Origin of the sequence: Tepidibacter formicigenes DSM 15518 (genome assembly GCF_900142235.1) — a bacterium.
Taxonomy (GTDB): Bacteria; Bacillota; Clostridia; order Peptostreptococcales; family Peptostreptococcaceae; genus Tepidibacter; species Tepidibacter formicigenes.
The window spans coordinates 1-21,551 of sequence record NZ_FRAE01000037.1 but is presented as its reverse complement, the minus strand read 5'-3'; the positions used below and the strand labels follow the sequence as shown (position 1 = coordinate 21,551).

At 30.2% G+C, this 21,551-nt stretch carries 27 protein-coding genes and 1 pseudogene; 2 read left to right on the top strand and 26 right to left on the bottom strand.

The window, feature by feature from the left end; translation table 11 throughout:
- Nucleotides 1–279: 279 nt before the first annotated feature.
- The 7 genes from BUA77_RS08320 to BUA77_RS08290 all read right to left on the bottom strand — a co-directional run bounded on the left by BUA77_RS08320 (nucleotide 280) and on the right by BUA77_RS08290 (nucleotide 6,664).
- A complete protein-coding gene (locus tag BUA77_RS08320; protein ID WP_159428969.1) occupies nucleotides 280–921 on the bottom strand; it encodes a DUF502 domain-containing protein in 642 nt (213 codons plus the stop codon).
- 177 nt (nucleotides 922–1,098) lie between these two features.
- On the bottom strand, nucleotides 1,099–1,800 hold the full coding sequence (locus BUA77_RS08315) for a diacylglycerol kinase (RefSeq protein WP_072889134.1): 702 nt from the start codon (nucleotides 1,798–1,800) through the stop codon (nucleotides 1,099–1,101).
- A gap of 1 nt (nucleotide 1,801) precedes the next feature.
- A complete protein-coding gene (gene ybeY, locus BUA77_RS08310; RefSeq protein ID WP_072889132.1) occupies nucleotides 1,802–2,263 on the bottom strand; it encodes an rRNA maturation RNase YbeY in 462 nt (153 codons plus the stop codon).
- Nucleotides 2,241–4,265 carry an HD family phosphohydrolase gene (locus BUA77_RS08305; RefSeq protein WP_072889130.1) on the bottom strand — a complete coding sequence of 675 codons (2,025 nt, stop codon included), beginning with the start codon at nucleotides 4,263–4,265 and terminating at the stop codon, nucleotides 2,241–2,243. Before BUA77_RS08305 ends, ybeY begins: the two co-directional genes overlap by 23 nt.
- Before the next feature lie 18 nt (nucleotides 4,266–4,283).
- Complete coding sequence (locus BUA77_RS08300) at nucleotides 4,284–5,273, bottom strand: PhoH family protein (protein WP_072889128.1); 990 nt, start codon at nucleotides 5,271–5,273, stop codon at nucleotides 4,284–4,286.
- Nucleotides 5,245–6,414, bottom strand: coding sequence for a sporulation protein YqfD (gene yqfD, locus BUA77_RS08295; protein ID WP_072889126.1), 1,170 nt, complete (start codon nucleotides 6,412–6,414; stop codon nucleotides 5,245–5,247). Before yqfD ends, BUA77_RS08300 begins: the two co-directional genes overlap by 29 nt.
- Before the next feature lie 13 nt (nucleotides 6,415–6,427).
- Nucleotides 6,428–6,664 (bottom strand): YabP/YqfC family sporulation protein, encoded by a 237-nt coding sequence (locus BUA77_RS08290; protein ID WP_072889125.1) that lies wholly within the window; start codon nucleotides 6,662–6,664, stop codon nucleotides 6,428–6,430.
- 155 nt (nucleotides 6,665–6,819) lie between these two features.
- Between BUA77_RS08290 and BUA77_RS08285 the strand changes: the two genes are divergently transcribed.
- Nucleotides 6,820–7,335, top strand: a complete 516-nt coding sequence (locus BUA77_RS08285; protein WP_072889123.1) for a 4Fe-4S binding protein — start codon at nucleotides 6,820–6,822, stop codon at nucleotides 7,333–7,335.
- A 107-nt stretch (nucleotides 7,336–7,442) separates the two neighbouring features.
- Here BUA77_RS08285 and BUA77_RS08280 read toward each other — a convergent pair whose 3' ends face one another.
- From BUA77_RS08280 to BUA77_RS08195, 19 genes are all read right to left on the bottom strand, one after another.
- On the bottom strand, nucleotides 7,443–7,808 hold the full coding sequence (locus BUA77_RS08280) for a hypothetical protein (protein ID WP_072889121.1): 366 nt from the start codon (nucleotides 7,806–7,808) through the stop codon (nucleotides 7,443–7,445).
- Nucleotides 7,809–7,822: 14 nt separating this feature from the next.
- Entirely contained in the window at nucleotides 7,823–8,806 is a 984-nt protein-coding gene (floA, locus tag BUA77_RS08275; RefSeq protein WP_072889118.1) for a flotillin-like protein FloA, read from the bottom strand.
- A 4-nt stretch (nucleotides 8,807–8,810) separates the two neighbouring features.
- The gene (locus BUA77_RS08270; RefSeq protein ID WP_072889116.1) at nucleotides 8,811–10,100 is read right to left on the bottom strand and encodes an NfeD family protein; all 1,290 of its coding nucleotides are present in this window, start codon (nucleotides 10,098–10,100) and stop codon (nucleotides 8,811–8,813) included.
- 12 nt (nucleotides 10,101–10,112) lie between these two features.
- On the bottom strand, nucleotides 10,113–11,747 hold the full coding sequence (locus tag BUA77_RS08265) for a response regulator (protein ID WP_072889114.1): 1,635 nt from the start codon (nucleotides 11,745–11,747) through the stop codon (nucleotides 10,113–10,115).
- A gap of 389 nt (nucleotides 11,748–12,136) precedes the next feature.
- A complete protein-coding gene (locus tag BUA77_RS08260) occupies nucleotides 12,137–12,580 on the bottom strand; it encodes a GatB/YqeY domain-containing protein (RefSeq protein ID WP_072889111.1) in 444 nt (147 codons plus the stop codon).
- Between the two features lie 17 nt (nucleotides 12,581–12,597).
- Nucleotides 12,598–12,780 carry a 30S ribosomal protein S21 gene (gene rpsU, locus BUA77_RS08255; RefSeq protein ID WP_072889109.1) on the bottom strand — a complete coding sequence of 61 codons (183 nt, stop codon included), beginning with the start codon at nucleotides 12,778–12,780 and terminating at the stop codon, nucleotides 12,598–12,600.
- A 135-nt stretch (nucleotides 12,781–12,915) separates the two neighbouring features.
- Nucleotides 12,916–13,254, bottom strand: coding sequence for a histidine triad nucleotide-binding protein (locus tag BUA77_RS08250; protein WP_072889107.1), 339 nt, complete (start codon nucleotides 13,252–13,254; stop codon nucleotides 12,916–12,918).
- Between the two features lie 45 nt (nucleotides 13,255–13,299).
- Entirely contained in the window at nucleotides 13,300–14,661 is a 1,362-nt protein-coding gene (gene mtaB / locus BUA77_RS08245) for a tRNA (N(6)-L-threonylcarbamoyladenosine(37)-C(2))-methylthiotransferase MtaB (protein WP_072889105.1), read from the bottom strand.
- 211 nt (nucleotides 14,662–14,872) lie between these two features.
- Entirely contained in the window at nucleotides 14,873–15,241 is a 369-nt protein-coding gene (locus tag BUA77_RS08240; protein WP_072889103.1) for a hypothetical protein, read from the bottom strand.
- Nucleotides 15,242–15,252: 11 nt separating this feature from the next.
- A complete protein-coding gene (locus tag BUA77_RS08235; protein WP_072889101.1) occupies nucleotides 15,253–16,203 on the bottom strand; it encodes an N-acetylmuramoyl-L-alanine amidase in 951 nt (316 codons plus the stop codon).
- Between the two features lie 17 nt (nucleotides 16,204–16,220).
- On the bottom strand, nucleotides 16,221–16,559 hold the full coding sequence (locus tag BUA77_RS08230) for a hypothetical protein (RefSeq protein WP_072889099.1): 339 nt from the start codon (nucleotides 16,557–16,559) through the stop codon (nucleotides 16,221–16,223).
- A gap of 17 nt (nucleotides 16,560–16,576) precedes the next feature.
- On the bottom strand, nucleotides 16,577–16,876 hold the full coding sequence (locus tag BUA77_RS08225; RefSeq protein WP_143145339.1) for a hypothetical protein: 300 nt from the start codon (nucleotides 16,874–16,876) through the stop codon (nucleotides 16,577–16,579).
- A 23-nt stretch (nucleotides 16,877–16,899) separates the two neighbouring features.
- Complete coding sequence (locus BUA77_RS08220; protein ID WP_072889097.1) at nucleotides 16,900–17,988, bottom strand: reverse transcriptase/maturase family protein; 1,089 nt, start codon at nucleotides 17,986–17,988, stop codon at nucleotides 16,900–16,902.
- Between the two features lie 343 nt (nucleotides 17,989–18,331).
- The gene (gene avd, locus BUA77_RS08215) at nucleotides 18,332–18,685 is read right to left on the bottom strand and encodes a diversity-generating retroelement protein Avd (protein ID WP_072889095.1); all 354 of its coding nucleotides are present in this window, start codon (nucleotides 18,683–18,685) and stop codon (nucleotides 18,332–18,334) included.
- 63 nt (nucleotides 18,686–18,748) lie between these two features.
- Nucleotides 18,749–19,843, bottom strand: coding sequence for an SUMF1/EgtB/PvdO family nonheme iron enzyme (locus tag BUA77_RS08210; protein WP_072889093.1), 1,095 nt, complete (start codon nucleotides 19,841–19,843; stop codon nucleotides 18,749–18,751).
- Nucleotides 19,844–19,862: 19 nt separating this feature from the next.
- Nucleotides 19,863–20,195, bottom strand: coding sequence for a hypothetical protein (locus BUA77_RS08205; RefSeq protein ID WP_072889091.1), 333 nt, complete (start codon nucleotides 20,193–20,195; stop codon nucleotides 19,863–19,865).
- Entirely contained in the window at nucleotides 20,195–20,371 is a 177-nt protein-coding gene (locus tag BUA77_RS14190) for a hypothetical protein (protein WP_200773941.1), read from the bottom strand. Before BUA77_RS14190 ends, BUA77_RS08205 begins: the two co-directional genes overlap by 1 nt.
- A complete protein-coding gene (locus tag BUA77_RS08200) occupies nucleotides 20,371–20,865 on the bottom strand; it encodes a hypothetical protein (protein ID WP_084605643.1) in 495 nt (164 codons plus the stop codon). The genes BUA77_RS14190 and BUA77_RS08200 overlap by 1 nt, the downstream gene beginning before the upstream one ends.
- A 5-nt stretch (nucleotides 20,866–20,870) precedes the next feature.
- Entirely contained in the window at nucleotides 20,871–21,176 is a 306-nt protein-coding gene (locus BUA77_RS08195) for a hypothetical protein (RefSeq protein ID WP_084605641.1), read from the bottom strand.
- A 165-nt stretch (nucleotides 21,177–21,341) separates the two neighbouring features.
- Between BUA77_RS08195 and BUA77_RS08190 the strand changes: the two are divergent.
- Nucleotides 21,342–21,551: pseudogene (locus BUA77_RS08190) on the top strand (ISNCY family transposase); the annotation flags it as partial.

Genomic DNA, 21,551 nt, shown 5'->3' with positions numbered 1-21,551 from the left:
AAATCAAATCATCTAAAGTTAGAAATACTGTTTCTTTAAAAGCTGATGTTTTACTGGCTTGTATTTCTCAGTTAGTTGCGTTTGTTTTAATGTTTAAGACTAACAATATCCACAATCCTCTTGCTATTAAATCTTTAATTGCTTAAGTTTTTTTAAACTCTATATCCTTTTTAAAAAGGTTTTACTGAACCTTTATTTAACTGCGTCTTTTTTTGAATATTACTGTTAATAACTCTTTCTATTTAGTAATTTCAACTCAATTTTTCTGTGGATAACCTTTCACTCTATTTTGCAACTACCTAAATTTTCTTTAGGTGCTACAATTCCTCCAGAAACAATAATTTTTAAAGCATTTTCTATAGAAATATCTAAATATATTATTTCATCCTTTGGAACTGTAATTAACATTCCAGAAGTTGGATTTGGAGTTGTAGGTATAAATACAAAAACTCCTTCTTCCCCAGTATGTTCATTTATAAAGCTTGGACTATTTGTTGTTACAAAACCTAAAGTATATATACCCCTTGAAGGATACTGAACTAATACAGTATTTTTGAAACCATCTCCTTTTTTAGCTGCAAAAGCATCTACTACTTGCTTCACTGATGAATATATCATACCAACTAAAGGTATTTTATACATAACGTTTTCAAATCCTTTAAATATCTTTTTTCCTAATACATCAGTAGCAAATATACCGGTTAAAAAAATTAAAAGAAGTGTAATTATAATCCCTACACCATAAAGAGGAAATCCTAAAAGCCTTTCAAGAGGCCCTCTAAATATATAATCTACTTTGTTAAAAAGCCAAAATACAAGAGAAATGGTTACTGCAATTGGGAGAAATGTGAAAGTACCAGTTATAAATACTTTCCTTATATCTTTTAGCTTAGGATTGTTTTTTAAATTTACTTTTTTCAATTCTATCCATCCTCCTAGCTTTATATAGACTTAAATAAGGGGAGCATTCTCCATTATATCAAATATTTAAATTTTATCCAATATATATTTTCCTATATTTATTATATCTTTTTTACTTAAATTTAAAAACAATTTTATATTATAATTTAAAAAATGGGAATATACTATACTCCCATTTTAACCAAGACTTAATTGAAATATTATTATTGTCATTAGTATTCCTAAAACAGCTCCAACTATAACTTCTAAGGTTGTATGAATTTCTCCTTCTATTCTACTTTGTGCTACTAGTAATGCTAATATATATGTAAGTGTTGAAACTAACATTTCTTCTGAAATAAATGTAACTGCAGTAGCTACAGAAAAAGCAAGTGCAGCATGACCACTAGGCATTCCACCTCTTACATGAGTTCCTTTTCCAGTTATAGATTTTCCTACTATAACTAATATCATAACTATAACAAGTCCTATTACAGTAATATGAATTTCAGATTTTCTTATCTTGTTCAAAACTATATATGAAAATGGATTTATTCTATCAAAAAATAACAAATAACCTACCACAATTGAATTTAAAGAAGAAATAAGAACAGCACCAGCTGATACATCCTTTGCTATTTTTGCAAGCTCATGATAATCTTTTGTAAATAAATCTATAGATTTTTCTATAGCGGTATTTATCATTTCAGATATAATAACAAGAGATATTGTAAAAAATAATATTATCATCTCAAATCTACTTAAATCAAAGAAAAGGCTTAAAAATAATATTGATACAGCTATTAAATAGTGTATTTTCATATTTCTTTCATTTTTTAGTGTATATATAATTCCATCTATTGCACAATTAAATGCATTTATAAGCTTTTTAGCTCTCATATTATTCCCTCACTATACCAAGTTTTGATAAAACAGCTTCTTCTTTTCCTCTCATTATTTTTGTATTTTCCTCAGTATCGTGATCATATCCCATTAAGTGAAACATGCTATGACAAACTAAAAAAGCTACTTCCCTTTCAAAGCTGTGGTTATATTCTCTACTTTGTTCTAGAGCTTTTTCCATCGATATTACTATATCTCCTAATGCTTTTTCTTCAAACTCTATGTTAAAGTCATTTTCTTCAATAAGAGGAAATGACAGTACATCTGTAGGCCTATCTACTCCTCTAAACTCTTTATTTAATGTATGTATTTCTTCATTATCTACAAAAGATAAGCTTACTTCATAATCTTCGTCAAAGCCTTCATATTTTAAAGATTCACTTATTACATTCTTTATAATATCAATTAAGTTCTTATTGACCTCTATTTTATTTTGTCTATTGTCTACTATTAGTTCCAATTTTATTTCCTCCTTCTTCTGGATATTCTATTCTTTCATGAAACATTCCCATTATAACTTCAATAAATGCTTCTTTTATAGTATCTAAATCTGTTAATGTTAAATTACTTTTATCAAGCTGCTCATCATTTAATTTTCCATTAATTATTTTCTTTATCATTTCTTCAATTTTTTCCTTTGTAGGCTCTTTTATACTTCTTATTGCAGCTTCTACAGAATCAGCAAGCATTATAATTGCTGATTCTCTACTTTGAGGCTTTGGTCCTTCATATCTAAAATCTTCCTCTTTTACATCAAACCCTTCTTCTTTTGCTTTATGATAGAAAAAGGCTACCAAAGTCGTTCCATGATGCTCTCTAATAATATTTGTTATTTCACTAGGAAGTTTATACTTTTTAGCAAGTTCAACTCCATATGTAACATGTTCTTTTATTATTTTAACACTAAGTGTAGGTATTATTTTATCATGAGGATTATCTGTTGTTATTTGATTTTCTTTAAAAAAGTATGGTCTTGAAAGTTTTCCAATGTCATGATAATATGATGCAACTCTTGCAAATAAAGAATTAGCTCCTATTTTATCACAGGCTCTTTCAGCTAAATTCCCAACTATAATGCTGTGATGATAAGTTCCTGGCGTTTCAATAAGCATTTTTTTCAATATATCATTATTAGCACTTGAAAGTTCAAGAAGTTTTAAACTAGTTAATATATCAAAATAATGCTCCCATAAAGGCAGACTTCCAACTACAAATATAGATGAAAACATACCTGATAAAAGTGAAAGTACAGAGTTAATTAATGGTTCTTTTAAATTAGTAGTTGTAATAAATCCTAAAGATAGAACAACTATAAAGTTTACTACACCTATTTTAAATCCTGTAAATATTATATTTCTTCTTTGTGATATTTCTAAATTTGCAAAAGAGCCAAAAGTTCCTGATATTAAAGATAATAATAGTAAATTAACATCTCCTATAGCTAAATATATCATAATTGATATAACTATATTTGATATTATAGCAATATTAGTATTTAAGAGTATACTAATAAGCATACTGGCACCTGCAACAGGTATTATGTACATAGATATACTACTTAATGATAAACAAATTAAAATAGTTGTACTTATTATTAATATTATTAATAATAACCTTTTCTCATTATTTAATATTTCTTTATTGAAAATATATAAATATAAAACCCCAACTACTTCTAATATTAGAATAAATAATATCAATCCTATTAGTACAAAAAAATCTTCTTTTCCTTTTTTTCCAACAAAGCCTATACTTTGAAGTAGTTCTAATTTTTCTTTTGTTATAATTTCACCCTTAGAAATTATATTTTCTCCTTTAGGTATTATTACTTTTTTTACTGAAGCTTTTGCATTTTCTGTCTTTTGCTGTGTTTTTTCTAAATCTAAAAATTTATTAGGTCTTATATAGTTATTTATTATTTCTATCCCTAATAACTTTTCATTTTGATTGAATTTTTTAATTTCTTCAAAAAACTCAGATACATTTTGCTTTTGATAATCAATTTCTTCTTTTGTAAGCCCTGCACTCATTATTTGATTTATAGTTTCAAATATATAATTTTTCAATTTTTCAGCTGCAGTCTTATCCATTTTTAAAGCTATATTTATAGATTTATCAGAAATACTGTTATAATCTTTTTTTATATTTTTTACTTTTTCATCAAAACTTAATTCTTCATTAGCATTAATAGAGTAGACATCATTAAAAAACTTTTCTATATCAGACTTTATCTCAGCTTGTACTGTAGGATTTATTCTATATACAGGTTGTACTTGTTCTATAGCTTTTTTTATAAGCTTTTCTGTTTCTATTTTATTTTCTATATCTTTTGTTGCTTTTATATCCTCTTTCGCCCTTTGTCCTACTTTTAACTCATACTTTTCTGGAGATAAAAATGTAAACAATAGTATAAAGTTTATTAAAAAAAATAAAAGGGCAAGGGAAAATTTCTTAAATTTCATATTTCCCCTCTCCTTTCTTTATTTTGTCTTTTTAATAGATTTTTTATATTCTTGCTTTTTCTCAAATTTTTCATAAGCCCTTATAATTCTTTGAACAAGTTCATGTCTAACTACATCTTTTTCTGTTAATGTTACAATAGATATTCCTTTTATATCTTTTAATACTTCCTTAGCATGTAGCAGTCCTGATTTTTTATTTGTTGGTAGATCTGTTTGAGTTATGTCTCCTGTAACTACAGCTTTTGACCCAAAACCAAGTCTTGTTAGAAACATTTTCATTTGCTCAGGTGTAGTATTTTGTGCTTCATCAAGTATTATAAAAGCATTATCTAAAGTCCTTCCTCTCATAAAAGCAAGAGGTGCTACTTCTATCAAGCCTCTTTCCATGTGTTTATTAAATTTTTCTCCTCCTAATATCTCAAATAGTGCATCATATAATGGTCTTAGATATGGATCTATTTTATCCTTTAAGTCTCCTGGTAAAAATCCAAGAGTTTCTCCAGCCTCAACTGCAGGTCTAGTTAGTATTATCCTACTTACTTCATCTCTTTTAAAGGCTTTTACAGCCATGGCAACAGCAAGGTATGTTTTACCAGTACCAGCAGGTCCTATACCAAAGGTAATATCATTATTTTTTATCTGTTTAATATACTCTTTTTGGCCTAGGGTTTTAGGTTGTATAGCTTTTCCCTTAGTTGTAAAAGCTATTATATCTTCAGTAAGCTCTTGCATTTTTTCCTCTGTTCCTTCAAACAAAAGATTAATTGAGTATGAAATATTTTGCTTATTTAAAGAATTTCCTTTTTTAACCAATCCATTTAACTCTTTCATAAGTCTCTGCGCAAGGTTTATATTTTTCTCTTCTCCAATTAATACCACATTTCCATCTCTAAGTACTATATTAATATTAAGATTATCCTCTATTATTTTTATATTTTGATCAAAGTTACCAAATAATTCTCTAGCGAAAACTTCATCTTCAATTTCCATTTTCTTCTGTGTTATCAAAATAGCTTCCTCCTTCTATTTTTTCATCTTTACCTATATCTTCTAAAGTTTGTATTGTTAAAGTGAATTCTAACATATTACCCTTTATTTTGTAATCTTCTTTTTTATCTATTATTCTTGCCTGTACTGGAAGTAAATAGTCTATTTTTTTAAAAGCTTTTTGTCTAACAACATTTTTCAACTTATATGCGTCTTTTTTATTGTCTTTTATATTCACTTCATAAAAAGTATTTATTTCAAGTTCAACAGGAAACTTAAAGCTTTTATATTCGATTTTCAAATTTCTTTTTTTAATATCATAATTTTTATATGGTATGTTTCTTTTTATGTGAAAATTTTTATCAAAAAACTTTATCTTATAAGTTTTTTTGCTTTTTCCTGTCTTAATTTTATTCTTATCTATATACTCTATACTTTCTTTTATCTCATAAAATGTTCTTGCCCAAACTTCTCCTTTTGCTACAACATTACCTCCTGCAATTAAAACATCTCCTTTTTTAACTATATCTCCTTTTCCAACTAAAGCTTCTCCACTTCTTGGTATTACCTTCTCTATTATACCATCTTTTTTGGCAATTATATTACAATTTATTTTTGTATTTTCTTTAGGCTCTTCTGCTTTTTTTACTACTTCTACAAATGCATTAGTCCCTTTAACGTTTATAGAAATATATGCAACATCATTAAACTTTGAAAGTATACTATCCCTTATATCTTTTTTGTCAATTGCATATTTATTAGTCCAAGGCTTTAATCCACAATTGTATAGTTCCTTTCTTAAAGCTTTTTTATCTATTCCTTCAGGACAATCAATATATACATTTGTTATAAATGTAGTCAGAAATATTAAAATGAATAAAGATAAAACCCCTCCTATTAACAATGATTTTCTTTTATATATTCTTTTCATCAAAAAAGGAAGACCAATTGATCTTTTTATTTTTAAATTATAGTTAGATTTTTTATAAATATATATAAGATTTTTAATATCATCTTTATATATATATGCTTCTATTTTAGTAGAAGATATCCTTCTTATATTAAAAAGATAAATTCCATTGTTAACTAAGTAATTTATAAATTTTTCTAGATTTAACCCCTCTATACTTATTATGCAAAAACCTTTAATATACTGCCACAAAACTTATGCCCCCTTAAACCCAATATTCAACAGAATATATTTTTCCCTCTATGCATAAATCATCTTCAGTTATGTATTTTATAACTAAATTTTCTCCCTCTATTTTTAAAATATTTAATTTAGTGCTTACTTTAATAATTTGTTTAGAATATTCTAGAACACTTATATAGTTTTCTATGTTAATACATTTATTACCAATAGTTGTAACTCTAGGTAAGTCAATCTGTAAATCATTAGGCAAATTAATCATTTACCCACCTCCCCTTATATAATTTTATGAATACAATATCATTTAATTCCATATTTTTCACCATATAAATAATATTTAAATTTATTGTTGACATTTATATTAGTATATCGTAATATATAGATATAATGATTCTTGATTTATGAGGAGGTTTTTAAATGAAAAAAAATATTACAAAAAGAAAATCATATTTAACTTGGTCGTGGATTTTATTCATTACATTTATGGTACTTGCAATTTACGATATTAGATTTGCAGCATTCGGTTTAGCTTGTATGATTTCTCCTATAGTATTTTCATCTACTGGACAAGGAAAAGTGCATTGTTCTCATTACTGTCCTAGGGGATCTTTTTTAGGAAAATTTTTAAATAAGCTATCAATTGGATACAATGTACCATCTTTTATGAAAAATAAACTATTTAAACATACAATTTTAATTTTTATGCTTACTTCTTTTTCTTTATCTTTATATAAAAGAGGATTAACTTTAACAAATATAGGTTCTACTATATTTAGATTAGTATTTGTTACTACTATAGTAGGAATTTTTCTTGGTATAATTTATAAACCAAGAACTTGGTGCACAATATGTCCTATGGGTCACGCTTCTAATTTAATAGATAAAAAGGTAAAAAAAACTTCTATTAATAAAAATACTAAAAAATCAGCTTAAAGTAGATCTTGATTAAATACAAGATCTACTTTTTTATTTTTAAAATTTGCTGTTTTATTTTTTTATATTGTTGAATAAGTAAAAAAGTCCTCATCTTGAAGACTTTTTTACTTTAAACTTTTAGGTTTTCCTAATATTTCTGCCATAATTACTGATTTTACTAAATCATCTGTATCATTAAATAAATTAAAATCTTGTTCTTTTTTTTCAACAACCTTTTTAGATTTGGCTTCAACTATAGTATTCAAATTTATTTTATTATCTTCTTTCTTGTATTCATTTACTCTATATGATTCAATCTCTTTATCTAATAAAATTTCTTTCTTTATTTTATTATTTAACTTTTTAACATTATTTTTTATATTATTTGTTCTTTTTTCATGTACTTTTTCTTTTTTATTATCTTCTTTTTTTGCTCTATCTAGAATAAAACCAACTATATAGAATATTAAAGGTATTAATATTTTTTCCATATAATCACGCCCTTTTACTTATCATCAGGACTTTTATCTTTATTACCACTTACTTTTGCTATAGATTCTCTCATATTAGTATCTGCCATTACATTTTTTAGATTATAATAATCCATAACTCCTAAATTACCATTTTTAAAAGCTTCTGATATAGCAAGTGGTATTTGAGCTTCTGATTCAACAACTTTAGCTCTCATTTCTTGTACCATGGCTTTCATTTCTTGTTCTTTAGCTATAGCCATGGCTCTTCTTTCCTCAGCTTTAGCCTGAGCTATTTTTTTATCAGCTTCTGCTTGATCTGTTTGAAGTTGTGCTCCTATATTTCTTCCTACATCAACATCTGCTATATCTATAGATAATATTTCAAAAGCAGTTCCTGAATCTAATCCTTTTTCAAGTACTCTTTGAGAAATAGAATCTGGGTTTTCAAGTACAGCCTTATGACTACTAGATGAACCAACAGTTGTAACTATACCTTCTCCAACTCTTGCTATTATAGTTTCCTCCCCTGCTCCTCCTACTAATCTTTCAATATTTGCTCTTACAGTTACTCTAGCCCTTGCTATAACTTCTATTCCATCCTTTGCCATAGCTGCAATTTTTGGTGTTTCTATAACCTTTGGATTTACACTTACCTGAACTGCTTCAAGTACATCTCTACCAGCTAAATCTATTGCAGCTGCTTGTTCAAATTCTAAATTAATGTTTGCTCTTTGAGCTGCAATTAACGCATCTACAACAGAATTTACATCTCCACCAGCTAAATAATGTGCTTCTAATTTATCTATACCTACATCAAGTCCTGCTTTAGTTGCTTTAATCATAGGATTTACAATTCTTGCTGGAGCTACTCTTCTAAATCTCATTCCAACTAATGTTAAAATTGAAATTTTAACTCCTGAAAATAATGCTGTAATCCAAAGTCCAACAGGTATAAAACTAAAAAACAAAGCAATAAATATTACTATAAAAGCTATTCCTATTATCGATCCAATCATTATATTACCCCTCCTTAATTTCTCTAACTACTATTTTACTTCCATCAACTCTTATAACTTTTACTTTTTTCCCAATTTCTACAAAAGCTCCTTCTGATATTACATCAAGTACTTCTTCACCAATTTGTACTTTTCCAGAAGGTCTTAAATATGATATGCATATTCCTTCTTTTTCTAGATATTTAGATTTTTCTTTAGAAGATACAAATCCTTCTTTTTTATTCAGCTTTGTATTTAAAAAAAGAGTTTTTGATATTTTCCTTTTTGGGAGTTTTTTTATGGCAAACACTAAAGTAATTATAGTAACTGTAAATGCAAATACTATATATATAAAGGCTTGTAATAAAGAATTTGATGCCATTATTATACTAAATGCAATAGATCCTATTCCTAACATTCCAAATACTCCAAACCCAGGAGCCATTGCTTCTAATACTAAAAATATTATTCCTATGAAAAATACAAAGAATACAAAATAACCTGCATTTCCTCCAAGTACTGATCCTCCAAAGAATAAGCCAAATCCCAATATACTTATTATACCTCCAATACCAAACCCTGGTGTAATTAGTTCTATTACCATACCTACAAACCCTAATGATAAGAGTATTATAGATACGTAGTTCAAGGTTATGAATTTGCTAAATTTTTCATATAAATTTCCTTCTAACTTCTTTTCATTTACATATTTTATATTTAAATCATTGTATATATCTTTTCTTGAAGAAACTACTCCATCTATAAAATTTATTTCTTTTGCTTTATTAGTCGTTAAATTAAGGAGTTTTCCTTTATCAACAAGACCTTCTATTTTTATATCTTTATCTGCCATGGAAGCAACAATTTGTGGATCTCTTCCCTTTTCTTCTGCAACAGTTTTAAGCTGACTAGTCCAATAGGATATATTCTTTTCTGTATTAGGAACAGGCTCAGCAGAACCTATAGTTGAAGATTTAGCCATATATATTTTGTCACAGGATATACTAATAAGAACGCCTGCTGATTCTGCTTTTTTATTTATAAATGCTATTGTAGGTATATTAGATGAAACTATTAAATCACTTATCTTTACAGAACTATCAACTCTTCCTCCAAAAGTATCAATTTCAAGCAATATATAGTCTGCACTTTCATCCTCAGCCTTATTTATAGAATTTTTTATATGATAATACATCCCAGGATTTACTTCACCTTTTACGTTTATTACATATACTGAATTTTTAGAATCAGCAAAACAAATATTTGATAATATAAAAATAATAATAATAATAAAAGTAAAAAACGCCCTTTTCAAGTTTTCACCTTCTTATTTTAATATTTTTTCAACTCTATCCTCTAACTCAATAAGTGAAAATGGCTTAATCATATAATCATCTGCACCTTCTTCAAAACATTTATTAATATCTTCCTCCTTACAATTGCAACTCAAAATAATGATTTTAGTATTTTTTATATTTTCATCACTTTTTATTTTTTTACATACTTCAAACCCATCTACTTTAGGAAGAAATAAATCAGTAATTACAAGATCTGGCTTAAACTCTTTAAAAATATTAATACCCTCTTGCCCATCATTAGCATACTTTACATCATATTTAGCACTAAGCCTGTCTTTTATCATGTGTACAATTATATTAGAATCGTCTATTAATAATATTTTTTTCTTCTCTTTTTTTTCTTTTTCAAGATAAGTAGTTTTTCCTCTTCCTAATTTTTTAGAAATATATAAAGCTTTATCAGCCCTTTCTAAAGACTCTTCAATAGATTCATATCCATCTTCAAAAGTTGAAATTCCAGCGCTAAAAGAAATATTAATATTATCATTTTCTTTGTAATTAATATTTTTATTACTTATTTTACTTCTAGCTCTTTCTAAAGCTTCATAAGCTTGCGTTCCTAGTGTCCCATTGAATAAAATTAAAAATTCATCTCCTCCAAAACGATATATCTCATCACTACTACGAAGGTATTTTTTTAATTCCTGTACAAATACTTTTAATGCATAATCTCCTGCTAAATGTCCGTATTTGTCATTAATTTCTTTAAAATAATCAAAATCTATAAAGGCTATAGAAAAAACTCTTTTCTCATTTTTAGAAATATTTTTAATTTCTTTTAATCGCTCATTAAAGTAATCCTTATTATATACTCCTGTTAAATTATCTTTTATTATTTTTCTTTTATAGCTATTAACCTTCTTAAGTATACATTCTACCCTTACAGTAAGTTCCTCTATTTGAAATGGCTTTGTAATATAATCTTCTACTCCTTCTCTTAAAGCTTTTATTTTATCTTTTGTAATATTTTTAGCTGTTAAAAATATTATAGGTACATTAATTTTTTCTTCTTTTATTTGTTTTAATACTTCAAATCCATTTTTTTCAGGCATAATTACATCTAAAATTGCTAAATCTATTTTCTCTTGTTTTAATATACTCATCACATTATCTGGACTAGAGGAAGTAATTACATTATATCCGTCTTCTTTAAATACATTTTCCAGTAAATAAAGTAAATTTATATCATCATCAACTATTAATATGTTTCCCCTATTTTCAGTATCTATATTTTTATTTTCTATTTTAACATCTTTATCATTCATACTAAACATATATTTTTGTTTCAAATTTTCTATTTCTTCATAAATATAACCTAAACCTTTTAATAAATTAGAAAAAACTTCATCACTAATAAATGTTTTATTTTTTATGCACTCTAAATAATCTTCATACTCTCCTGCTAATTGTGATAAATAATCAAGCTTTAATGTACTACCTGTTCCTCTCACAATATGAAAGAATCTTTTTAGTTCTAATTCATATTCTTTTTCTCTATATATACGATATTTCATCAAATTTATCATTGCTTTATCTATTTTTTCCTTCTGATTGTTTAAAAACATTTGTATGCTCTTTATTAATAACTCTTTTGAATCTCTCACTCTGTCTCTCCCCTCTTTTAAAATTTCCCCCTAAAAAAAGTATACTATAAACTATTATATTCAATATATATGCAATAATATAATTATATATATCTATGATAAATTTGACAAATTTTTTCTTTACTATATATAATCATTCTTTATATTTATATACAAATCCTTGTTTTATCATATAAAAAAATTCGCTTCATGCTATCGCATGGCTCATGTCGCCAACGAGTCCTAACGGACTCCGTTGCTCAAAATAGTTGATACTTTTATTCAGTTACCAAAGTTATCAACAGTTTAAAAAATTTATAGTTTCCTATAGAATAAAAAATTCCAACTTTAAAGTTGGAATTTTTTATATGATATGAAAAAGACTAAAGCTAAGCTTTAGTCTTTTGAATCTATTGTAAGTGTTTTTTTACTAATTCATTTACAATCTTTCCATCAGCTTTACCTTTTACTTTAGGCATTATAGCTGACATAACTTTACCCATCTCTTTCATTGAAGAAGCATTGACTTCATTTATAGTTTCTATAACTATTTTTTCAACTTCTTCTTCACTTAATTGAACCGGTAAATAGGTTTTAAGTACTTCAATTTCAGACTGTGTCTGATTTATAAGATCTTCTCTGCCTGCCTTTTCAAACTCTTCAAGGGCATCTTTTCTTTGTTTCATCTGCTTATAAACAATATCTAATATCCCTTCATCATCAAGTTCAGCTCTATTGTCTACTTCATATTGCTTAACTGCAGATCTTATAAGAGTAACAACAGATTTTTTAACTTGATTTTTCTCTTTCATGGCAAGCTTCAAATCATCCATTAACTTCGATTTAAGGGACATTCCCTTTCACCTCTTATCTAATATCTTTTTGCTTTTTTTCTTCTTGCAGCCTCAGCTTTTTTCTTACGCTTTACGCTTGGCTTATCGTAATGCTCTCTTTTTCTAACTTCAGATAATATACCAGACATAGCACATTGACGCTTAAATCTTCTAAGAGCACTATCTAAAGTTTCGTTTTCTCTTACTTTTATTTCTGACATTCTTCTTCCCTCCCTCCGATACCAGCAATTCTGCTATAACTATAACTGTGACTATAAGCTTGGTTTGCTACAGGGTTACTACCATACCCAATTATTATAAACTAATTTTTGACTTTTATCAAGTATTTTTTAATTTTATGGCCAATTTAAGGTTTTTCCACCAATAATATGATAATGTACGTGCTTTACTTCTTGACCAGCGTCTTTTCCACAATTATTTACAATTCTAAATCCATTTTGTTCAAAATTCATTTCTTTAGCAATTTTATTTATTATTTTATGAATATCAGCTATAATGTCCATTTCATTATCTGGTATATCTATTACAGATTCATAATGTTTTTTGGGTATTACCAAAATATGAATTGGAGCTACTGGATTTATATCTTTAAATGCAAACACTTTATCATCCTCATACACTTTAGTTGATGGAATTTCTCCATTGACTATTTTGCAAAATATACAATTTTCCAAAGTTTACACCTCCTTACAATGAAACCTAAAATATAAATACTATATTTAAATCAAAATTCCTTCTACAAATTCTTCTTTTATTTCCTTTAATTTCACATTTAATATTTTTCCTTCTATATCTTCTTCTTTAACTAAAACTCTTATATAATTAGGAGTTAATCCTTCATAATATCCATTTTCTAATTTTTGCTCAAATAATACTGGCATAGTCTTATCTATGAAATCAGATGCAAATTTTACATAATTCTCCTTAGATAAACTTATAAGCTTTTCACTTCTCACTTGCTTTATCTTAGGATCTACTTGATTTTTCATAACAGCAGCAGGAGTTCCTTTTCTTGGAGAATACTTGAATATATGCATTTGAGAAAGTTCTATTTCTTCTAAAAATCTATAAGTCTTTTCAAACTCTTCATCAGTTTCTCCTGGAAAACCAACTATGACATCTGTAGTTATAGATGCATTTTTTATGTTTTCTCTAATTTTTTTAACTATATCTTTATATTCTTTTGTAGTATATTTTCTATTCATTCTTTTTAACGTTTCATCACATCCACTTTGAAGGGATAAGTGAAAGTGAGGACATATCTTATCCATAGAAGATATTTCTTTTATAAAATCATCTGTCATAAGAAGAGGTTCTACAGAACTTAATCTTATTCTTTTAATACCTTCTATTTTATGAATTTCCTTTAACACATCTAACAAATTTACATTTCCTAAATCTTTTCCATAAGATGCTACATGAATACCTGTTAGAACTATTTCTTTAAATCCATTGTTTGAAAGTTCTTTAACTTCACTTACTATATTATCAAGTAATCTGCTTCTGACAGGTCCTCTGGCATAAGGTATTATACAGTAAGAGCAAAATCTATCACAGCCTTCTTGTATTTTTAAAAATGCTCTAGTTTTTCCTCTTACTTCTTTTATTTGCATTTCTTCAAATTCTCTAACCTTCATTATATCATCAACAGTGCTCAATTTAGTATTACTATTAACTTTCTCTATTATTTGTACAATTTTATTTCTATCATTTGTTCCCATAACAATGTTTACTTCTTCTATATCTAGAATCTCCTCAGGTGCTACTTGAGAATAACAACCAACTACAGCTATTATAGAACAAGGATTTTTCTTTTTAGCTCTTCTTATAAATTGTCTTGATTTTCTATCACTCATATTTGTTACTGTACAAGTATTTATCACATATACATCAGCATACTCTTCACAGTCCACAATTTCATATGAAGCTTTTTTAAAAAGCTCAATCATTGCCTCTGTTTCATATTGATTTACTTTACATCCTAAAGTGAATGTAGATATGGTTTTTTTGCGCCCATATTTCTTGTAAAATGTCTCTGCGTCAAGACTTAGGTCAACTTTTTCTCTATTTTTATTTTCCATCGCGGTAGCTTCCTCCTATATTTATTATTTCCAAGTGTGTTATTATATATTGTTAATAAAATTAATTTTTCTTGTATTCTTTCTGTATTTTTGGTATAATGCTATTTTATGCATGAGTATATTCTACCATACAGTTTGTAAGCATTCAACTATAAAATATGTTCAAAAGCCCACTGGTGAACATCAATTCTCCAACGGGCTTTTGCTTCTTTTATTCCGTTTTAATTTCTGGCAAAATTTTCTCTTCATTATTAATATACATTTTTAGGTTTTCGTTGCTTTCCCATTTTTGTTTTGCCATTTCAAGTGTGCTTTCAATCATTCTGTCTATATCTTTTGAAGTAAATAAGAATTTCAATATAGCCGGCAAACGTTCGTATATCCAATCAGATACTGCCGCATATTTCAATTCCCCTGTTCCTGCTCCAAATTCTCTTTCTGCTTGTGTTACCAGCTTGTAAAGTATATTGTTCAATATCTTCGTTTCGCCTCTTTTGATAAGCACCACAACAAGTGCAATAAACCCTATAGCAACAAGAACACTGTCCCAATTTTCAAACAAAAAATTCAATATAGCCATTTTCGTTCCCCCTATTTTATAATTTTAATGTCATTTTTATTCAACCAACTATTGATTCCACCATTTGCTCCAAGCAGCACTTTTTCTCCTGCTATCCTTGAAACTTCATGAGTTCTGTTTTTTACCCATCCCGGGATTTTCTGACCTGTTGCATATTTGCTTCCGGTGATTTTAACTTTTGAACCTACTTTTATAATGTTTCTAGTTCCTCCCTCTCCTTCTAAGTCTGATAATTTCACCCAGCTATTTATACCGGATAACAACGCCTTATCCGCTCCAAGCTGTTTTATTTTGTATTTGCTTCCTTTTACAAAATTGGCAATCCTTTGTCCTGTAGCGTACTTTGTGGCGCTTCTTTTAACTGTTACGGTATCACCAACTTTAAAATCATTTGTATTCGTTGGTGTGCTATTCGAGCCACTTACTGCTTTTATTATTTCGTCAAACTGGAAGTTCTCACCCGGGCAATGTGGTTTTGTTATCGGATTTACTTCGTAATGTCCCACTATATGCGCTCTATTCGCTGGTATTTCTACCTCGAATATCCTTTTCACTTCATCCCTTATATGCTTTATCAGTTCAATTGTTGCGGCTTTCTGCGCTTCTGTAAGTTTGCCTTTGTTTTCCTTCCAGAATCCCTCATGCTCAATTGAAATAGTGTAATAGTTTGCGTTGGTCCTTCTATCTCTTACGGCTTTTAGTGATGATTTCCCATAATAAACTTTGCTTGATGGCTTTGTACTTGTCCCATTGCACCAAGCACCGTCCTTTAGGTCCACAAGTTGCGTCACTCTTCCATCTTTAGCAACAACATAATGTGCCGAAGCTTGCGACTTCGGATTGCATAACCATGATACCGCGCCATTATATGACCCCTCTGTGATATGACAAACAATCATATCTGGTTTCCAACCTCTTCTTCCATTATACTTGTTTGGTGAATTTTTCTTTGTTATTCTCATTCCAAATTACCTCCTTATTATTGTGATGATATATTATTAAAATCAATAGGAACTTCCGTAATTTCCGGATTTTCCTTTTTAATTTTCAATAAGTTCTCTGCCTTTGCTTTCCAGCAATAAAAAGCAATCGCGGCGGCTGTTGGTGTTCCAATGAACGCCAGCACAACCCCCAATTGTGATACATCAATAAAAACAATTTTCACTCCTACGAAAACCCCTATGAAATAGGTTGATAAAACCAACATAAGTACAACTTTCGAGAACTCAAATTTTTTCTTTCCTTTTTTCGCCGCAATAAATGCCGTTACAATGGCTCCGGCAAAAACTCCTGCTATGATGTAGCCTATATATTCCATTCTTTTTCACCGTCCTTTTAGAAAAGTTTAGCCATGGCAAAGGCAAGCCCAGCTAGCACGATGTATTTTATAACCTCATATTTTAAATTGTCATATGTCTTGATGTCTTTGCTTTTCATGGCTTCCATAGCGTCTGCAATTTTGACTATATTTTTTTCAATCGTCTCTATTGCGTCAAATATCCTTTCTATATCTTTTCTGCTCTCACTTTTTGCGATTTCTAAATCTGTAATTCTTTTTTCAAAGTCTTTAATGAAACCCTTTGTTTCATTAATCGCATTCCAAACGGATTTTATTCTATCTTCCAAGTTCTTCACTTGTATGCAATCCTTGCATTCGTTCAACGTTGCTCACCTCTATTCTTTCTGAACATTTCATTTAGCTTCTGCCTAAATCCATAACTATTGCAATGTTGTAAAATCCCCTTGTATGAAGCAATACTTCTTTCAAAAGTTTCCTGCGTTACTTCTCCGGATTCTTTTGCTTTTACAAGGTATTTAACACGCGTTTTTATCTTCTTTGCTGTTTTCTTCTTCAACTTCCTATGTGTCGCCCATATTCTAAATCCGACAAAATCAATTCCCATGCTACAAGGTCGAATTGCTGTTTTATTGTTCAACTGCAAATTAAGCTTTTCATTTAAAAATGTCTCTATTTCATTTTTCACCTCTGCAAGATATTTCTTGTCCGGGTGTAGAATTATGACATCATCCATATATCGAATGTAGTAATGCAATCGCAATCCATGCTTTGCGTAATTGTCAAGTTCATTCAAATATAAATTCGCAAACATTTGTGATGTCAAGTTTCCTATAGGCATTCCAACTTCTGAAAGCCTTTCATCTTCCGGACACATATCCGGGTTAACTCCCGCTGGCAATCCAAATTTCATTTCTTCACAATTGATTATTGTACAAAGCAATTCAATTAACTGTTTATCTTTTATTTTTCTTTTCAGTATCTCAATTAAAACGGCATGGTCCACCCTGTAAAAATATTTTGATATGTCAAGCTTTAAGTAATAGTATCGTTCTGGTTTTCTGTCTGTTTGCCTCAACCAATATTGCAACCTATCCGCCGCGGCATGTGTCCCTTTCCCCTTGCGGCAAGCATAAGAATCAAATATAAATTGCTTATCCAGCAACGGAAAAAGTTGTCTATAAATAGCCCATTGCACAACCCGGTCACGGAAAGGCAAAGCCATAATTAACCTTTTCTTTGGTTCATAAACATAAAACGGGCGGTATTTCCCCACCCGGTAAGTTCCGTAAATAAGATGATTTTGAATATCAATCAAGTTAGCTTCAAGGTCGTTGGCGAATGCCAAAACTTCTTCTCTGAATCTTTTCCCTTTCTGCGCCTGTTCCCATGCTTGATATAAATTTTCAAAGTCATAAATTTTAGGATATAAATTCTTAATTGTTTTCATCGCCTCTCCCTTGTTTCCTCTCTTGTATATTTGTGCCACTATGTAACACTTTTCAACTATTGCTTTGTTTACTAACTGTTTCTACGGCAATTCAATCTTTTTTCCGGTATGTAATACAGAAAGGGAAGTGAACCCCTTTAACCTCTGTACTGGATTTACGCACGTATGCGCACATCTTCTGACTAAAGGTAGAGCGGAGCGGAAGCCAATGTTGTTACTCGAATTAGAACGCGGGTTATTCAAGTACAACGCCGCAACACCCGCGCTGGACGTGTTGTTCCAACTCGCCCCGCGGAACGGCACGCGCTAATATAAACGGCTCACTCCCCATATATAAAAACCGTCATTTGACGGCTTTTTTATATCCTCCAATCATTTTTCCAATTTCATCAAGAAGCCTCGCCCAATATTCATACTTCTTGAATGGCAAACACGGTTTTCGATTCAGATACAATTTCTTATCTGCGGCAAGCCTTATTAAATGCCTCAATATATCAAGTTCAATATCTAAATCCTGTAAGGTTGTTTTCTTGTAATATTTCTTTTCAATTGTCACGGCAAGTTCAAACATTCGATACATTGATTTTCTTATGTCGCTTGCAAGTACATATTTTTCTGCTTTTGGGAATTGTGTTAAAGCAGGGCTTCCATAAAGTATCATGTCGTATATTTTCTGTTTTATTTTAAAGCCTTCCATAATTCCCCCTAAAACCGTTAATTTTTTTAAAAAATAAGGACGGGCTATCGCCCGCCTTTCAGTTTATAAGCTTCCAGTTTTCAGTTTCTCGCAAAAAGCGGAGCGGAAGCCAACGTCGCTACCCGAACCAGAACGCGGGTAATACAAGGACAACGCCGCAACACCCACGCTGGACGTGTGGTACCAACTCGCCCCGCGGAACGGCACGCGCTCTGCTTCATGATTTCTTATCCATATATTTCCGTTTCCATAATCATAATCCGGAATAGGGAATAGTCCCAAACCTTTCAATAACTGCGGAACAGCAACACCTGTTTTCGCTGTTAATGTACCAAATTGTTTTGATGTATATGTGTTCGACATAGTTTCTGTTGAAAATTCGATTTCCGTATTAAGTCTTACGCCTCCACTAGCTGTTTCTCCATCATATTTGAGTGTGCCTGCTGTCCCTGGAGTAACAAGTGTTCCATCTGGCATAATTGCTTTCCATTCTGTACTTGACGAACTCATATTGCAATCAAGCTTCATACTGTTTCCGTTTGGAATAATCTGAATTTCCCCATTTACAAGGCGCATTCCGGCAGCCCATTCCCAAATGTTGCCGCAAAGGTCAGCAATTCCAGAACTATCATAATTATGATACCAAGTAACCGGTCCGCTTCCTGTTGCAGTTCTACCATTGTACATTTGTCCATTGCTTTCATATTTGTAAGTTACAACACCTTTTTCATGTGGATTGCTGTAATCTTGTCCATAATTTGAATTTCCGTGAGGTACTGTATTGTTTTTATAGCACCAACTTTGAATTGCCGCCCATAATGCATTTGTGTTCAAATGCCATCCAGCGCCTTTGTTTCTGCATGACGCAAGGGCTGTGTCAAAATCAACATATACCCTCGGGTCCTTGAATGGCAATGAATATGCACGGCTGTTTACAACGATGTTTTGATATTTACTCACATGTATGACGTCAACCTCTTCACCATCCACAATAAAAGCTGGAAGCGCGTCTTGTGAGCCACCAGCTATGATGTCTGAATACTTTAATTTAGGAAATGGAACAACAATTGACGGCATTCCCAAATCGTCAAGAATAACAGTGTTTTTTCCTCCGCTGATAGCCTCAACGGATAATTTTAAATCATCAAAGTTTGTCATAATCTTTATCCCTCCATTTTTATTTTAGCGCCCAAAGCGTTAAAGTACATTTTTCCATATCGAAAGGAAGCGGCATTGGAACTTCCTTTGGTTCTCCGTTTTCGTCTACGCCGTCCGCAATGAAATCATATTCTCTTGCCGGAATATCAATTTGCGCAACATACACTTCCGCAACTCCCGGAATAACACCAGAAACAAGATTCCCAAATCTATCAAGACACACGTCGATATGATTCGGGTCATCACGTTCGTATTTCTTTAAGTTAAGCATAAGTTCGTCGGCAAATGTAATTTTGTTTTCAGTGATTGTATAATCAATCTTTTTACCTTCGTTTTTCTCAATAATCTTCATTATATTTCCCCCTCCATCTTTTTAAGCTTTTTATATACTTCACGCGAACGTGCAGCTATGCATTCAGCCGCTTCACGGTCACTTCTTGATACATTACAACCTTTCTTTTTAAAACTATCCAATACATACGCTTCATGCTTGCGGCGTTCTTCTGATTTAATAATTATATTAGCCATTAATAAATTCCTCCTTTGACAATATACTTTAAGTTAACGCTTTTTGCACTTCCTGTAAATGCAATCTTGAAGCCGTTCAATTGTTTGTCTGTTACTTCAATGCGCCCAATATCGCCACCAGTTGCTATTGCGTCAATATCAACGGTATAATCTGTTGTATCTCGCTTTGTTGCAATTGCAATTGTTTTTATCGAATTATTGAACGGGTATTCAAGGGAATTTGTAAGCGTTGTTTCTCCCGCCTCTCCTATTAGCTTCTTTAACGTCTGGTCATGGTGCAATAACACTCTTGTTGCTTCGCTTCCCATTTCATTTGCCGCAAAAACTCCCTCTTCAATATTGTTAAAATTCGGTTCATTTTGCGGAGTTCCCTGCTGTATTACCTCGCCTTCAATTGGTTCGTGTGTTATTGTTCCATCCCCATTATTAACCTCTCTATAACGGTTTTCATACTGTGTCACATGGTCTTTCCAGAATGTGCGGTTATAAGCCATTTTTGTTACACCTCCTTAATATCAAATGCGAAACGATATAAAACACCTTCTTGCACACTCTTAATTTCGATGTTTTCAGCTTTTGAAGCCCATAAATCATTGTTCGTATCGAAAAGCTGTACTTCCGATATTATTACATCGTTTGCCGCTTGTGGAATGATAGAAAAATACACCGCAACTTTTCCGTCTGTAAGACGTTCTTTGCGATGTATTGTTGCTCGGTGATACGTTCCGCCTATTTTGTAGCGGGCATATGCAATATTTCTTTCTATGAATTTTTTAAAGCCCTCCAACGCTTTTTCTGTAAGCATTTTCACCCTCCTTTACTAACTCTTACAAATAGCTCGTTGCAGAACTCTACAACTCGCATAAATACTACATTTAAATTTATAGAAATGGCTAAGTTTCCCCCATTTTGGGTATATATACATTAACTAGATGTGTATAACTCAAAATGAAAAAAGGAGGAAAAACTTATGCCAGTTCAAGCTAAACAATTAAACTTTTCTAATATTTCTTCTGATTTTGAAAAGTTTTTTAATCAAAATCAATACAATTTACTTTCTATGTTAAATCATTTTTTTGATATTAGTGATTTCATCCCACTTTCTTTTTATCAAAAATATTATTCTAATTTTGGACGTAAAAGAAATTTTTCTCTTGAATCTATGATTAATGCCTTTATT

What these genes read in the sequence shown, in the direction of transcription:
- BUA77_RS08315 (WP_072889134.1), bottom strand. Translation starts at nt 1,800, where the DNA reads ATGAGAGCTAAAAAGCTTATAAATGCATTTAATTGTGCAATAGATGGA.
- BUA77_RS08305 (WP_072889130.1), bottom strand. Translation starts at nt 4,265, where the DNA reads ATGAAATTTAAGAAATTTTCCCTTGCCCTTTTATTTTTTTTAATAAAC.
- BUA77_RS08290 (WP_072889125.1), bottom strand. Translation starts at nt 6,664, where the DNA reads ATGATTAATTTGCCTAATGATTTACAGATTGACTTACCTAGAGTTACA.
- BUA77_RS08285 (WP_072889123.1), top strand. Translation starts at nt 6,820, where the DNA reads ATGAAAAAAAATATTACAAAAAGAAAATCATATTTAACTTGGTCGTGG.
- BUA77_RS08280 (WP_072889121.1), bottom strand. Translation starts at nt 7,808, where the DNA reads ATGGAAAAAATATTAATACCTTTAATATTCTATATAGTTGGTTTTATT.
- floA (WP_072889118.1), bottom strand. Translation starts at nt 8,806, where the DNA reads ATGATTGGATCGATAATAGGAATAGCTTTTATAGTAATATTTATTGCT.
- BUA77_RS08260 (WP_072889111.1), bottom strand. Translation starts at nt 12,580, where the DNA reads ATGTCCCTTAAATCGAAGTTAATGGATGATTTGAAGCTTGCCATGAAA.
- rpsU (WP_072889109.1), bottom strand. Translation starts at nt 12,780, where the DNA reads ATGTCAGAAATAAAAGTAAGAGAAAACGAAACTTTAGATAGTGCTCTT.
- mtaB (WP_072889105.1), bottom strand. Translation starts at nt 14,661, where the DNA reads ATGGAAAATAAAAATAGAGAAAAAGTTGACCTAAGTCTTGACGCAGAG.
- BUA77_RS08240 (WP_072889103.1), bottom strand. Translation starts at nt 15,241, where the DNA reads ATGGCTATATTGAATTTTTTGTTTGAAAATTGGGACAGTGTTCTTGTT.
- BUA77_RS08235 (WP_072889101.1), bottom strand. Translation starts at nt 16,203, where the DNA reads ATGAGAATAACAAAGAAAAATTCACCAAACAAGTATAATGGAAGAAGA.
- BUA77_RS08230 (WP_072889099.1), bottom strand. Translation starts at nt 16,559, where the DNA reads ATGGAATATATAGGCTACATCATAGCAGGAGTTTTTGCCGGAGCCATT.
- BUA77_RS08220 (WP_072889097.1), bottom strand. Translation starts at nt 17,988, where the DNA reads ATGAAAACAATTAAGAATTTATATCCTAAAATTTATGACTTTGAAAAT.
- avd (WP_072889095.1), bottom strand. Translation starts at nt 18,685, where the DNA reads ATGGAAGGCTTTAAAATAAAACAGAAAATATACGACATGATACTTTAT.
- BUA77_RS08210 (WP_072889093.1), bottom strand. Translation starts at nt 19,843, where the DNA reads ATGACAAACTTTGATGATTTAAAATTATCCGTTGAGGCTATCAGCGGA.
- BUA77_RS08205 (WP_072889091.1), bottom strand. Translation starts at nt 20,195, where the DNA reads ATGAAGATTATTGAGAAAAACGAAGGTAAAAAGATTGATTATACAATC.
- BUA77_RS14190 (WP_200773941.1), bottom strand. Translation starts at nt 20,371, where the DNA reads ATGGCTAATATAATTATTAAATCAGAAGAACGCCGCAAGCATGAAGCG.
- BUA77_RS08200 (WP_084605643.1), bottom strand. Translation starts at nt 20,865, where the DNA reads ATGGCTTATAACCGCACATTCTGGAAAGACCATGTGACACAGTATGAA.
- BUA77_RS08195 (WP_084605641.1), bottom strand. Translation starts at nt 21,176, where the DNA reads ATGCTTACAGAAAAAGCGTTGGAGGGCTTTAAAAAATTCATAGAAAGA.